The 14,232-nt window shown below is 68.4% G+C and carries 10 protein-coding genes; 6 read left to right on the top strand and 4 right to left on the bottom strand.

Features of this window, described 5'->3' with window-relative positions; all coding sequences use genetic code 11:
- Nucleotides 1-155: 155 nt before the first annotated feature.
- Nucleotides 156-4,301, bottom strand: a complete 4,146-nt coding sequence (locus FHS07_RS05425) for a beta-L-arabinofuranosidase domain-containing protein (RefSeq protein WP_183418825.1) — start codon at nucleotides 4,299-4,301, stop codon at nucleotides 156-158.
- Nucleotides 4,302-4,771: 470 nt separating this feature from the next.
- On the opposite strand from FHS07_RS05425, the gene FHS07_RS05420 reads away from it, so the two are divergent.
- From FHS07_RS05420 to FHS07_RS05405, 4 genes are all read left to right on the top strand, one after another.
- Nucleotides 4,772-6,079 (top strand): ABC transporter substrate-binding protein, encoded by a 1,308-nt coding sequence (locus tag FHS07_RS05420; protein ID WP_183418824.1) that lies wholly within the window; start codon nucleotides 4,772-4,774, stop codon nucleotides 6,077-6,079.
- Between the two features lie 91 nt (nucleotides 6,080-6,170).
- Complete coding sequence (locus FHS07_RS05415) at nucleotides 6,171-7,043, top strand: carbohydrate ABC transporter permease (protein ID WP_183418823.1); 873 nt, start codon at nucleotides 6,171-6,173, stop codon at nucleotides 7,041-7,043.
- Complete coding sequence (locus FHS07_RS05410; protein WP_183418822.1) at nucleotides 7,040-7,939, top strand: carbohydrate ABC transporter permease; 900 nt, start codon at nucleotides 7,040-7,042, stop codon at nucleotides 7,937-7,939. Before FHS07_RS05415 ends, FHS07_RS05410 begins: the two co-directional genes overlap by 4 nt.
- A 2-nt stretch (nucleotides 7,940-7,941) precedes the next feature.
- The gene (locus FHS07_RS05405; RefSeq protein ID WP_183418821.1) at nucleotides 7,942-8,679 is read left to right on the top strand and encodes an alpha/beta fold hydrolase; all 738 of its coding nucleotides are present in this window, start codon (nucleotides 7,942-7,944) and stop codon (nucleotides 8,677-8,679) included.
- Nucleotides 8,680-9,186: 507 nt separating this feature from the next.
- On the opposite strand, the gene FHS07_RS05400 is transcribed toward FHS07_RS05405, so the two are convergent.
- Genes FHS07_RS05400 through hisD form a run of 3 tightly spaced genes read right to left on the bottom strand, consistent with a single transcriptional unit; the run spans nucleotide 9,187 to nucleotide 12,022 of the window.
- The gene (locus FHS07_RS05400) at nucleotides 9,187-9,954 is read right to left on the bottom strand and encodes an aldolase/citrate lyase family protein (RefSeq protein ID WP_221189125.1); all 768 of its coding nucleotides are present in this window, start codon (nucleotides 9,952-9,954) and stop codon (nucleotides 9,187-9,189) included.
- Nucleotides 9,951-10,709, bottom strand: a complete 759-nt coding sequence (locus FHS07_RS05395) for an SDR family NAD(P)-dependent oxidoreductase (RefSeq protein ID WP_183418820.1) — start codon at nucleotides 10,707-10,709, stop codon at nucleotides 9,951-9,953. The genes FHS07_RS05400 and FHS07_RS05395 overlap by 4 nt, the downstream gene beginning before the upstream one ends.
- Complete coding sequence (hisD, locus tag FHS07_RS05390) at nucleotides 10,706-12,022, bottom strand: histidinol dehydrogenase (protein WP_183418819.1); 1,317 nt, start codon at nucleotides 12,020-12,022, stop codon at nucleotides 10,706-10,708. The genes FHS07_RS05395 and hisD overlap by 4 nt, the downstream gene beginning before the upstream one ends.
- Before the next feature lie 109 nt (nucleotides 12,023-12,131).
- Between hisD and FHS07_RS05385 the strand changes: the two genes are divergently transcribed.
- Entirely contained in the window at nucleotides 12,132-13,130 is a 999-nt protein-coding gene (locus tag FHS07_RS05385) for a LacI family DNA-binding transcriptional regulator (RefSeq protein WP_183418818.1), read from the top strand.
- 118 nt (nucleotides 13,131-13,248) lie between these two features.
- The gene (locus FHS07_RS16800) at nucleotides 13,249-14,229 is read left to right on the top strand and encodes an ester cyclase (protein WP_183418817.1); all 981 of its coding nucleotides are present in this window, start codon (nucleotides 13,249-13,251) and stop codon (nucleotides 14,227-14,229) included.
- The last annotated feature ends 3 nt before the right edge of the window (nucleotides 14,230-14,232 follow it).

Genomic DNA, 14,232 nt, shown 5'->3' with positions numbered 1-14,232 from the left:
GGACGCCGAGAGAGCGAACCGCCGACGCGTGAGCTCGGTCTCGTCGTCCTCGACGCCGAAACGCCCCGGGCCATCCGTGAAGGATGCCCCGGGGCGTTCCCGGTGGTTGGGCCCCGGGCGGCTGAGCGTCACGCATCAGCCGCCCGGGGACGTTTTCAGCCGCAGCTGCGGGCGTCGTACCCCGCCTTCTGCGTGGCGGTCGCCGTCGTGCCGTTGACCTGTCCGGCGGCGGTGATCGTGACCTCGCCCGCGGCGATCTGCGCCTGACGGGTGGCGAACGCCTGGCTGACGCTCTTGCCCGGTGCGAGGGTCGCGATGCTCTTCTTGCCGAAGGGGGTGGTCATCTCGATCGAGACGGGCACCGCGCTGGTGTTCTTCACCGTGGCGGTGAGCGTCACGCGACCCGAGATGCACCGCGTGGCGGCCGAGAGCTCGGTCGTGATCGCGGGGGCCGCGGGGGCCCGGACGATCTGGACGCGGTACGTCTTGGCCGTCGTGTGATCCTGCGCCAGCGAGCGCAGGGTCACCGTGGTCGGCGCGCCGTCTGCGGCCAGGCCGACCGTGCGCTTCTGCGTGTCGTCGATGAGGATGTCACCGAGGTAGACCAGGCCGCTGGGGGTGGCCGGGTCGGCATCGAACGTCGCCGTCGTCGCGTCGCGCGGAACCGTGACGGTGTAGTCGTAGGTTCCGTCCGTCAGCTTCGGGCTCAGGGTGCCGCCGTCGAAGGTGAGCGCGTTCAGGTCGGCGTCGGTCGCGTAGGACGTGGTCGTGGTCGTGTAGACCCCGAACACACCGCCGACGTAGCTGGCGCCGGTGCCCTGGAAGCGCACGGTGACGATGGGGATCTTGTTCCCCTTCTCATCGAGCACGTAGGCGCCGGCCTGGTCGCGCTTGTAGCGGTCCTTCGCCGCGATGTCGGCGAGCGCCGACGCGGGGATCTCGTCGTACTGGATGTAGAACGAGTTGGCCCCGTTGGCGTTGGTGATGCGCTCGGTCTTCAGCTTGACGTCGTTGATGTAGACGTCGAACGTCCGGCCGTTGTCACCGCCGAAGTACCGGACGCCGAGATAGTTCTTCGGCGCGGACGGGTCGACGGCCATGTCGTACTGGAAGAACGCCTCGGACGACCACTCTCCGTCGCGGTACTGCTGCCCGAGCCAGGTGCCGACGGACGACCGGTTGAACTTGTAGTTCTTGCCGGCCTCGCTGTTGTTGTTGTCGAACGAGGTGAGGGAGTCCGTGGTCATCTCGTCGGTGCGCAGCTTCTCCTTCTCCGACATGATGAGCGCCTGCGCCGCCGCGGAGTCCGGCTCGATCAGGTTCATGTACAGCGCGTAGCGGGCGTTGTACATGCTGTAGTACGGCTCGAAGGTCAGCGCCGCCGAAGCGGTGTCGACGTTCTGCAGCTGGAACTTCATGACGGTGCGACCGTTGTTGTCGGGGCCGTTGTCACGACGGACGAGGTTCTTCTCGATGTCGTTCTTGAAGGCCTCGACGTTGGCGACGCGGACGCTGTTGGTGACGGACTTGTCGGCGGTGCCCATGCGCACGAGGATGCCCGCCTGCGTGGTGGCGTCGACGTTGGTGCGGTTCAGCTCGGCCGACAGGACGATCGGGCCGTAGCGGAACGCGACCCAGTTGGGGTCTTCGGTGCCGGCCTCGACCTGCACCTTGGCGGGCAGCGTGTACGAGATCCGGTCGCCTGCCGAGACGGGGACGACCACGTACCCCTTGTCGGTGTCGGCCGCGACGTCGCGCGTCTGACCGTTCACCGTCAGGGTGGGGTTCGGCGACCACGACGGCACGCGCAGGCGCAGGGTGGTGCCGTCCGCGAGTGTGCCTCCGTCGAGCGCTGCGACCGTGAAGGTCGCGGTGTCCGTGTTGGGGATGTCGGCCGTCTGGGTCAGCTTCAGGTTCTGCGGCTTCGAAGAGAACTCCGTCGAACGGAACATGTTGACGTAGACCGACGCTCCCTTGCGGAAGTAGATCGAGTCACCGAGCTTGGTGAAGCTCTCGGAGGCCGTTCCGTGATCGCACCAGAATTCATCCTCCTTGCGGCCGAACACCTTGGCGTACCCGGCCGTCTGCGGCTGGAAGTACGTCATCATTCCGGTCTCGGGGTTCTGCGACGCCAGGATCGTGTTGATGTAGGTGTTCTCGTACCAGTCGGCGTACTTCACGTCGGGGTTCACGCGGAACAGACCGTGCGTGAGCTTGAGCATGTTGTACTCGTTGCATCCCTCCACCGTCGACTGCTCGCCGTAGCCGGTGGTGATGCCGCTGGTGGCGAACTCGTGCAGAGTACCCGGCTCCTGGAAGTGCTCCGAGTAGCTGTTGCCGCCGCCGATGTAGGAGTGGTCGTCGGCGACCATCTGCCAGAAGTTCTCGGCTGCTCGACGGTACATGTCGAGGTCGGACTTCTCCGTCGCGGTCAGACGCGCGTAGAGGGCGGGGTTGTCGGTGAACACCGTGTAACGCTTGAGGGCGCCGACGAGCTTGGGGATCGTCGTGTTGGCGTGCTTGCCGGCCAGGACGTCCTGGTTGTCTGCGAGCTGGCGGAACAACTGCACCTCGTCGAAGAGCTCGGCGGCCTTCTTGTGCTGGTCGTTCTCGGTGATGCTGTACAGCTCGTACAGTGCCTCGTTCATGCCGCCGTACTCGGTGCTGAGCAGCGAGCTCGGGTTCGCCTGACGCGAACCCCACACGCTCAACCACGAACCGAAGCCGCTCGCGACCGAGAGGGCCTTGTCGGCGACCTCCTTCGGCGCGTACTCGTGGGCGTCGATGAGGCCGGCGAGCACCTTGTGCAGGTTGTAGAACGGCACGATGAGACCGTCGGCGCCGTGCGGCAGGTACGACACCGGGAAGGGGGCGACGTAGCCGGCGTTCGAGGGGTCCTTCTGACCGTAGGCCGCCTGCGCGGCGGCGAGACCGTCGACCGCGGTGGTCAGCTTGGCCAGCAGCTGGGCTTTGCGGCCCGCGTCGGTCTCGGTCGAGTACGCCTGCGACAGCGCCGACATGAAGTGTCCGAAGAAGTGTCCCTGGAAGCGTGCACCGGTGGTGCGCTCCCATCCGCCGTACGGCTGCGCGGTGGTGGGGATGCCCGCCTGCTGGTCGAAGGAGTAGAGGAAGCGCTTGGGGTCGAGGGTCAGCAACCAGTCGACCATCTTGGCGTTGCTGTTCTGCAGGTACGGGTCGAGCAGCAGCACTTCGTTCAGGTCGGTGTCGTCGACGTAGATCGAGGTCGACACGCCCTCCTTGGCGACCTCGACCGAGAAGGTCTTGGTGCGCGGGGCGCTGCCGGCGTAGGTCGCGGTCGCGGTGAGGGTGACCGTGGCGTCCGCGTTCTTCGGGCGCGTCACGGTCGCCTGGCCGCCGTCGACGGCGATCACGCTCGGCGTGGACGAGGTCCACGTGAACGCCGTGCCGTTGGAGGCGGAGGTCGTCAGCCCGAAGCTGGCCGACGCGCTCGCGGGCACGGACAGCTGGTCGAGCGCGCGACCCGCCACCTCTGCCGGGTCGAAGGCCGGGTTGTTCGCCTTCGTGAGGGCGACCACATCGGTCGCCGAGGCGACGGTGTTGTAGAGCGTGTAGTCATCGAGGGCGCCGCGGACGTAGGCGCCGTTGTACTGCGGGCCGTTGAAGCCGATCGACTTGGTGGTGGTGTTCTCGGACGTCAGCGCGCCGGTGGCGGCGCCGCCCATCGCGGAAGCCACAGAGGAGACCTGCTGCTCGCCGTTGCGGTAGAAGGTGACCGCCTTGGTGACCTGGTCGTAGGTGACCGCGACGTGCGTCCACTGGCCGGCGGGGAAGAAGGCGTCGCGCGAGCCGTTGACGGCGATCTTGTACGGCTGGCCTCCGCCGGGGCCGATCGAGAGGGCGAGAGGGGTGTTGGCGTTCTCGGCGGTGAGGTACCAGCCCGCCGAGTTGTAGACGCTCTTGTTCCAGGTGAACACCTGCTCGCCGTTGCCCATGGAGCCGTCGGGCTTGAACCAGAACGAGAGGGTGAGGTTCTCGGGCTGCAACGCGGCGCTGGTGCCGAGGCTGACCGCGTCGGTGCCGCGCAGGCTCAGCGCGCGGCCGTGGATGCCGTCGACGTACGCGGCCTGCCCGCGAAGCATGGACGTGCCGATGTTGTTCGGGCCCGCGTCCGTGAGGGAGTCGTCGAAGCCGAGGTCGAGGACCTTGGCCGAGTCGAGGGCGGTCGCGGCGGTGGCGGCGGTGGGGGCGATCACCGCCAATCCACTGGCGATCACCATCGCGGTCGCGCTCAGCGCCACCGTCTTTCGGATTCGGGACATCGATGTTCCTCTCTGCGACTCTGCAGAAGTTCGGTGGAGCGGTTCGAGTACTGTCGGACTCGCGCGCAGGTACGTGAGTCGGGTCTCTCGCGCGAGTCCGACGAGAGTCATGTTAGTGCTAACAACGGCGAGTAGGCAACAGATTCGCGTCGACGGCGGCACAGTCCTCGAGTAATGCGCGGCCCCGCGCGATGGTGGGCGCCGGATGCCGTCGCCTTCGCACCGTTCGGTGGCACGGCGCCGTCGGTCGTGGCATCCGCGGGGAGGGGTTCGTCGTGATCCGGCCATTGCCCTCCCCGTCGCGGTGACCTCGCCCCGCGTGCGGGGGGCCGCCGCGCTCGGGGCGATCCACGCCGATCGCGCATTCAACGAGCGACGGCGCTTATACGTATTCACGAAACACAATCGTTACGCGACTTTCTGCGCACTTAGGCTTCCCTAAACGCTGTGCATACGTATACGTTTTGGCCATGTCATCCACAAGAAAGCGCGCTATCGCCTTCGTCGCCATGGCGACCCTGGGTGCACTCGCCCTCTCGGGATGCGGCGCGGGTAGCCGCACGGGAAACGAGAATGCCACCGAGGTCGCCTGCGACTACACAGCACCCGAATCCGCGACCACGGTCAACGTGCTCGCCTACAACTCCTCCGCCATCGACCCGTTCACCGACACGATGGTCTCCAGCTGCACGAAGGACGACGTCACGGTCAAGCACGACCCGATCGACTTCGGCGGCCAGGTGACCAAGACGACCGCGACCCTCTCGGGCGAGACCGGCAGCTACGACATCGTCGAGACGTACGGCTTCGTCATCCCGAGCCTCGCCGTCGACGAGAAGCTCGTGCCCCTCGACGACCTGTTCGCCGAGTACGCCGACAAGTACGACCTCAACGCCATCAGCGAGTCGATGCGTCAGGGCATGTCCTACGACGGCAAGCTCTACGCCCTGCCCATGCAGGCGCAGATGTTCGTCATGGCCTACCGGGCCGACGTGTTCGACGAGCTGGGGCTCGAAGTGCCGAAGACGTTCGACGACATGATCGCCGCCGCCGAGGCGATCAAGGCGTCGGGAAAGATGCAGTACCCCATCGCCCTGCCGTGGCTGGCCACCGCCGATGTCGTGACGAGCTTCCAAGCCGTCATGAACTCGCTGGGCGCCGACTTCGTCACCGCCGACGGAGAGGTCACGCTCGACACCCCCGAGGCGAAGGAAGCCCTGCAGGCCATGCAGAGCCTGCAGCCCTACATGGATCCCCAGGTCACCACCTTCGATCAGCCGAAGGTGCAGCAGCAGATGTACAACGACACCGCTGCCATGTCGATCATGTTCTCCGGCCGCATGAGCGACCTGACGAACGCCGAGAACAGCAAGCTGTCCGACTCGTTCGGCTTCGCGGCACCGCCCAAGGTCTCGACCTCGGCGCCGTACCTGTACGACCGGCTCTCGATCGACGGGTGGTCCATCCCGTTCAACACCAAGCTCGACCACAAGATGCTGTTCGAGATGATGGCCTCCGCCGTCAGCGAAGACGCCTCGACGGCGTCGGTCCCGGCGGCGTACCCCGCTCGCGAGGGCATGGTCACGCCCGAGAACTCGCCCTACGGTCAGGCGGCCAACGACTCCATCGCGGGTGCGATGCCGCCGGTGGTCTCGCCCATCCTCGCGCCGATCAGCAACGAGATCACGCCGATCGTCGCGCAGTTCCTGGCCGGCGGCCTCTCGGTCGACGAGGCGGCGACGCAGATGCAGGCAGCGGGGGAGAAGATCGCGGGCTGACCCCCACGATCACCTCCCATCAACGGCGAAGTGGTGCATCCCGACCCGGTCGACGACGACCGGGTCGGGATGCACCGAGAGGAGAACCCCCGTGAAAGCACGTGAATTCTGGGTGCTGTTCGCCCCCAGCCTGGCCATCATGAGCGCCCTTCTGGTGTTCCCTCTCCTGCGCACCGTGCAGTGGAGCCTCGAGAACGTGCGGTACGGCGTTCCCGGCACCTTCGTCGGTCTCGCGAACTTCACCGATGCCCTGAGCGACCCCCGCTTCCATCGGGCGGTGGTGTTCACCGTGGTCGTGACGCTCGTCACCACCGTGATCCTGCTCGTCTTCGGCTACCTGATCGCCATCGCGGTCAACACTCTGCGGCTGTCCCGGCCGCTGGTGCTCGGCATCATGCTGGTGTCGTACGTGCTCCCCAACCTGGTCGGAGCGGTCGCGTTCTCGTGGCTGTTCGACGACAACTTCGGCGGCGTGGTCAACAGACTGATCGGGCTCCTCGGCGGCACCCAGGTGCTCTGGTTCACCGATCAGGTGCCGAACGCCCTGCTGGTCATCCTCAACACCGTCTGGCAGATGCTGCCCTTCGCGATGCTCATCATCCTCGCCGGGCTCCAGGGCGTGCCCGTCGAGTTGCGCGAAGCCGCCCGCATCGACGGTGCCAACGCCTTCCAGACGCATCTGAGCGTCATCATCCCCACCATCCGCGGGGTGCTGGGCTTCGTCTGCCTCATCACGATCATGGACGTGCTGCGCATCTTCGACGCCCTCATCCCGCTGTCACCGCAGGCGGAGACGATCGGCAACGAGTCGATCATGTTGTACGTCTACGCCGTGGCCTTCGCAAACGGCGCGCAGGAGCTCGGTCTCGGCAGCGCCATCAACGTCTTGACCATCCTGCTCATCCTGGTCATGCTCATCCCCTTCATCCGGGGCATCTTCAAGGAAGCGAAGGCCGCCCGATGACCCTCAGCAGCGAGACGCTCTCCACCCGCGCCATCACCACCGGCGACATCGAGGGCAAGAGCCGCCGCCCCCGACCGCGGCGCCGCATCGTGGGCGTGACCGGCCTGCTCCTCGGCATCCTGTGCTTCCTCATGCTGAGCCCGTTCGTCTGGATGATGCTGTCGGTGACGAAGCCGACGGACGTCGCCTTCGCCAACCCGCCGGTCCTCTCGGGCTACGAGCCGACGCTGAAGGCCTTCGTCGACCTGTGGGAGACGACGTACTTCGCCGACTACCTGGTCAACACGCTGGCCGTCGCGGTCATCTCGACGTTGCTCGCTCTCATCATCGGCATCCCCGCCGCCTACGCGCTCTCGCGCTTCCCCAGCTACATCTCGGCGCTCCTGCTCGTGCTCGCCCTGATCTTCCGCGCCCTGCCGCGATTCGCCGTGGTGCTTCCGATGTACGACATCAGCCGCGCGCTCGGCATCTACGACACCCAGTTCGCCCTGGCGATCGCGCTCGTGGCGATCAACCAACCGTTCACGATCTGGCTGCTGCGCAACTTCTTCGCCGAGATCCCCCGCGAGCTCGACGAGGCGGCCATGATCGACGGCTGCACGCGCATCGGCATGCTGCGGCGCGTGATGATCCCGCTCATGGGACCCGGCATCCTCACCGCCGGCATCTTCGTCTTCCTGTTCGCGTTCCAGGAGTACCTCACGGCGCTGGTGCTCACCGACACGTCGTCCAAGACGGTGCCGGTGTTCATCGCGACCCAGCTGGGACAGACGCTGCCGATGCTCCAGCAGGCGGGGGCGGCGTCGATGCTGCTCACGATCCCGGTGGTGGTCATCGCCTTCATCGCCCAGAAGTATCTCGTCGCGGGGCTCAGCGACGGCGCCGTCAAGGGGTGAGCGTGCCCGCCGTGCCGCTCGTCCTGCTGGCGGGGATGAACTGCACGCCCGATCTGTGGACGGGATGCGGGCTCGACGATGCGCTCACCCCCGCGGTTGATGCCGACGATCTCGACACCCAGGTCGATCGACTGCTGCGGGACCTGCCGCGCACCTTCGTGATCGGCGGTCTCTCGCTCGGCGCGATCGTGGCGATGGCGGTGACCGTGCGTGCGCCGGAGCGGGTGCTCGGCCTGTGCGTCACGGCGACGAATGCGAAGGCCCCGACGCCGGCGCAGCGCGCGGGATGGGCGGGATGGCTCGATCGTCTGTCGGCGGGCGAGACGCCGGCCGACCTCCAGGCCGAGATCGTGCCCGTGCTCCTTTCGGAACGCGTGCGGGCGACGCGGCCCGACCTGGTGGCGCGCACGCTGCGCATGGCGGAGCAGACGCCGGATGCGATGCTGGCGGCGCAGCTGCGCCTGCAGGCGACGCGCGTCGACCTGTTGCCCGGGCTCGGCGCGGTGCGCGTGCCGTCGCTCGTGATCGCCGGCCGGGAGGACGCGCTGTGTCCGCCGGGCTTCCACGACGAGATCGCCACGGCACTCGCGGGGTCACGGCGCGAGCAGCTGGAGGCGGGGCACCTCGTGCCGCTCGAGCGGCCCGCCGAGTTCGGCGCCCTCGTGCGCGACTGGTGCGCCGGTGTGGATGCCGCGACGCGCGGGCGGCGGTCGCGCGCGGGCAGCACCGGTGCGCGGTGAGCGGGCGACGTTCGGTCTGAGACCGCGGCCCTGGCGGTGCCGCGCAGGTGTCGTCGCGGGTCGCGCGCGGGGTCAACCGCGGCCACCGAGCCCGACCTCATCACGGTCCGGCCGGCGCACACCTGCCCCTCGATGTCCGACTGCGCCGCGTGATCGCGACCGTCGACGTTCCCCACGATGTCGTCGCCTCGCGCGTCGGACTGACGCGTCATCCGCTCGGTTGCCGCAGATGGTCGCCTCCCCCGCACGGGGAGGGCGATGTGAGGCAAATGATGCTGGGCGCGGAGGGCTCGGTTGCCGCAGATGGTCGCCTCCCCCGCACGGGGAGGGCGATGTGAGGCAAGTGACGCTGGGCGCGGAGGGCTCGGTTGCCGCAGGTGGTCGCCTCCCCCGCACGGGGAGGGCGATGTGAGGCAAATGATGCTGGGCGCGGAGGGCTCGGTTGCCGCAGATGGTCAGGTTGAGAGGGACCGACGGCCGGTGGCGTGTTGTGTCGTCGCGGAGGGCTCAGTCGCCGGCGGCGCGCAGGCCGTGCAGGTGCGTCATGAGCGACGACGCGAGGTTGTAGACCACGAGCCGCGCGCCGTCGTCGAAGGCGGCTGAGGCAGCGGCGGCGGTTCCCACGATGTCCATGCGCAGCTTGCCCGTCGCGGCCACCGCCCGATTGACGATCGCGGTCGCCTCGGCGACGGGGAGGTCGTCGGCTCCGGAGGAGGCCGCGAGGTCGGCAGGGCCGATCATGATCCCGTCGAGACCCGGGGTGCCGGCGATGGCGTGGGCCGCGGTGACGCCCGTCGGCGACTCGATCATCGCGAGCACGAGGGTGTTCTCCCGGTACCAGTCGCGGTGCTGGTCGGGAGGCGTCTCGCCGAAGAACCCGGCGCGACTGTAGGTGGCGAAGCCGCGGGTGCCGAGCGGTGGGTAGTGCGCCGCCGCGACCACCGCGGCCGCCGCCTCGGCATCGTCGACGTGGGGGACCAGCACGCCCTGCGCGCCCTGATCGAGCACGCGGAGCACCATGCCGGGGTCGTCCTCGCCCACTCGCACGATGACCGGGACTCCGTGCAGGCCCGCCACGGCGATGTGCTGGCGGAGGGCGATGACGTCGGCGGGTCCGTGCTCGGCGTCGATCAGCACGAAGTCGAAGCCGGCGACGGCGAGCATCTCGACGAGCTCCTCGCCCGGCATGCGCAGCAGTGCACCGATGAGACGCTCTCCCGCCTCCGCCCGGGCGCGGAGGGATGCCGCGCGCGGCGCGCGAGGGGCCGCGCTCACGCGATCATCCCCGCCGACAGGTCGACGTCGGCTCCGCACATCCCGGGCATCGACAGCATCGCCACCACGGCGGCGCCGACCTCGTCTTCGGTGATCATGCGTCCCAGAGCCGCGCGCGAGACGAAGGCGGTCTCGGCCTCATGGATGCTCTTGCCCGAGCGTTCCGCCTCGAGCCGGAAGTTGCGTGACATGCGGTCCCCGGCGACGGGCCCCGGTGACAGTGTGTTGACGTTCACGCCGGCGGGTCCCACCTCGAAAGCGAGGGTCGAGGTCAGGCCCAGGACCGCCATCTTCGACGCGGTGTACGGGGTGCGGTGGGCAAGGGGCCGTTTGCCGGAGACGGAGGCGATGTTGATCACGTCCCCGCCGCCGCGCTCCACCATCGCCGGCAGGAACTCCCGGCACAGCAGGAACGTCCCGCGCACGTTGACGGCGAACACCTCGTCCCAGTCGGCGACGCCGATGTCGGTGAGGGCGGCGACGGGCCCGGCGATACCGGCGTTGTTGACCAGGATCGAGACCTCGGTGTCGGCGAGATCTGCGCGCAGGCGCGCGACCGACGTCTCGTCGGCGACGTCGCAGACGAACGCGCGAGCGGAGCCGGGCAGCTCGGCGGCGACCGCATCGAGCTTGCGCGCGTCACGACCCACGACGATCAGGTCGGCGCCGGCGAGCGACAGCGCCCGGGCGATGGCCGCACCCAGACCGCTGCCGCCGCCGGTGACCAGTGCCGTCCGCCCGCGGAGCTCCGTCATCGTGCGCCCGCCCGGCTCTCCTCGATCCAGGGGAACGTCGCGCCGCCGTGACGCCAGGCGCGTGCGTCGCCCGAACGGGCGTGCCCCTCGAACAGCTCCACGCGCGCGGCGCGGCCGCAGACCTCGCCGAGCATCGCCGACGAGGCGGGGTCGGTGATCTCCTGGTACGTGATGGTGCGCAGGTATTTGCCCACCCACAGGCCCCCCGTGTAGCGCGCGGCACCGAGGGTCGGCAGCACGTGGTTGGTGCCGATGACCTTGTCGCCGTACGACACGCAGGTGTTCTCGCCGAGGAAGAGTGCTCCGTAGTCGTGCATCTTCTCGAGCGCGGCGCGGGGTTCGTTCGTGAAGATCTGCACGTGCTCGAAGGCGAACGAGTCGGCGAGCGCGTACGCCTCGTCGATGTCGTCGACCACGATCACCTGGCCCCAGTCTCGCCACGCGGGTTCGGCGTAGTCCCGCGTCGACATGCCGGGGAGGATCTCCTCGACCAGCTCCATCACGCGCTCGCCGAGGGCTCGCGAGGTCGTGATGAGCACGGCGGGCGACTCGGGTCCGTGCTCCGCCTGCGACAGCAGGTCGACCGCGGTGAGGAACGGGTCGGCGTCGTCGTCGGCGACGATGAGGATCTCGGTGGGGCCGGCGAACAGGTCGATGCCCACCTCGCCGAACAGCTGACGCTTCGCTTCGGCCACGTACGCGTTGCCGGGGCCGGCGATCATGTTGACGGGGGCGATGGTCTCGGTTCCGACGGCCATCGCGGTGACGGCCTGCACGCCGCCGAGGATGTAGATCTCGTCGGCCCCGGCGAGCTTCATCGCCGCGACGGTGGCTGCGGGGATCTCGCCGCGGATCGGCGGGGTGCACGCGACGACGCGGGGGACGCCGGCGACCTTCGCCGTGATGATCGTCATGTGCGCGGAGGCGGTGAGCGGGTACTTCCCGCCGGGGATGTACGCGCCGGCGGCCTGGACGGGGACGTGCTTCTGGCCGAGGTGAACGCCCGGCAGTGTCTCGACCTCGATGTCGACGAGGGAGTCGCGTTGCGCCTGGGCGAATCGGCGCACCTGATCCTGGACGAAGTGGATGTCGTCGATGACCTGGGGTTCGAGCGTCGCCATGATCCGCTCGACATCGGCGTCGTCGAGCCGGAGGGGCCCCTCCCACCGGTCGAACTTCGACGCGTATCGGCGGACGGCATCGTCGCCGTGTTCGCGGATGTCGTCGATGATCGTGCCGACGGTCGCCGCGACGTCGCTCTGCGCCGTATCGGTGAACGACTTGGTGGGCGCCTTCTTCAGGTACAGGGGCATCATCGCTTCCTTTGGTTGCATACGTATGCTCTCATCATGACTGCGTATGCATACGAGGTCAACCTTTCGCTAGACTTCGACCCTCAGCACCCGATCGCCAGGGGGGTCCATGGCCGTCACGAGCAGAGACGTCGCTCGACTGGCCGGCGTCTCCCAGCCCACCGTGTCGCGCGCCCTCCGCGACGACCCGCGCGTGTCGGAAGAGACCAAGAAGCGCGTCCGCGACGCGGCCGTGCTGCTCGGCTACGTTCCGAGCGAGGCGGGGCGCGCCCTGTCGTCCGGGCGGACGCGACGCATCGGTCTGCTCGTGACCGACCTCGAGAACCAGTTCTACGCCCACATCATCGCGCCCCTGCATCGCGAGCTCGAATCCTGCGGGTACCAGTTGGTCCTTCACACCGAGACGGCCGACGAGTCGGTCGCGGAGCGCCTCATCGCCAACGGCCTCGACGGCGTCATCCTGGCCACCACGACGGTGGAGTCGGTCGTGCCCCTTCGCCTGCGCGACCGGGGACTGCCGTTCGTCTACTTCAACCGCACGGCGGCGCTGGTCGACGCGGATGCCACGGTCGTCGCCCCCGCGGCGGGATTCGAGGTCGCCGTCGACCGCGCGCTCGCCCTCGGCCATCGACTCATCGGGGCCGTGCTCGGCCCGCAGAACACCAGTACGGGACGTTCCCGCGAAGTGGCGCTCCGGGCGGCGCTGGCGGCGAGGGGCATCCCACTGGAGGCCGGGGTCGTGCGTCACGGCCCGTTCGACACGGCGGCCGGAGACGCCGCGACCGCTGAACTGCTGGCCCTGCCCGATCCGCCGACCCTCATCTTCTGCGGCAACGACGTCATGGCATACGGCGCATTGAACGCGGCTCGTCGGGCCGGCGCGTCAGTGCCCGACGACATCTCGATCATCGGATTCGACGATCTGCCCCCGGCGTCCTGGCCGATCCTGGAGCTGTCCACGATCGCGTACGACTACGTGCAGATGGCCCGCGAGGCGGGCCGACTCATGGTCGAGCGCATCGAAGAGCGCCCCGAGGAGTTCGCGCACGTCGAATTCGAGACGACGTTCGTCGAGCGGCGGACGTTGAGCGCACCGCGCGCGCACTGAGCCGACAACCGGCCTCCTCCCTTCGCGGGTGATGCTTGCATCCGTGTTGTGCATACGCATACACTGCCGACATCGCCCCGCGCGTCCCTCGCGACGCCGCAACCCGAAGGAGCCCAGAGTGCCTCTCGACCCGGTCGCCTACCAGCCGTACGCGGATCCCGACGACTTCATCCGCGAGGTGACGGATCTGATCTGGGTGGATCGGTCGATCAGCTTCATCCGCGACAACTACGAGCCCGACTCGATCGTCCACGGCGCGTACGGAACCTCGACGACCCGCGACGAGGTCATCGAGGGCACGCTGATGCGCATCTCCGCGACCCCCGACCGCACCGGGCAGGCCGAGGACGTCATCTGGGAGGCCCGCGGTGACGATGCCTTCCTCAGCTCGCACCTCGTGCTCTCGGGACACCTGCAGTCATCGGAGTACAGCCGCACCATCGCCAACTGTCTCTACCGGCGCGGCCGCATGGTCGAGGAGTGGGTCGTGCGCGACACCCTCGCCGGGGCACTCGTGCTGCAGAGCGACCTCGACGAACTGGCGCGGGCTCAGGCGTTCCGCGGATACACCGGCACCTGGACCGAACCGGCTCCGGCCGACCCCATCGCCGTCGGCGACTCTGGTCCCCGCCCCGACGAGTACCGCTCCGAGGTGGAACGCGTCGTCGAGATGATCGAGACGGTGTGGAACGACCGCGACCTGCAGAAGGTCGAGAGCTATTTCCACCGCGACCTCGTCCTTCTCACGGTGGGCAACCGCCTCGTCATCCGCCCCGAGGGCTACCGCCGTGCCCTGCTCCGCTTCCTGGAGTCGTTCCCGGCGGGACGTTTCGAGATCCGCGACATCCAGACCAACTACGACGTGCGCTACGCGGGCCTGCGGGTGGCGGTGACGTGGAAGTTCGTCGGCGACTACAACGGCGTCGCGAACTACGGCCCCCTCACGGGCCGCCCCGTCGACGTGCTGGGCATCTCGCAGTTCACCTTCCACCAGGGCTCCCTTGTCAAAGAGGTGCGGCTGTGGGACGACATCGCGCTGCGCGCGCAGATCGCCGGAATGCGGGGCGACGAGCCCGTCGTCCTGGGAAACATCTACTGAACG

This window comes from Microbacterium proteolyticum (assembly GCF_014192415.1).
In the GTDB taxonomy this organism is placed as follows: domain Bacteria; phylum Actinomycetota; class Actinomycetes; order Actinomycetales; family Microbacteriaceae; genus Microbacterium; species Microbacterium proteolyticum.
The sequence above is the reverse complement of the archived record's forward strand: the minus strand, read 5'-3'. Positions and strand labels throughout refer to the sequence as shown.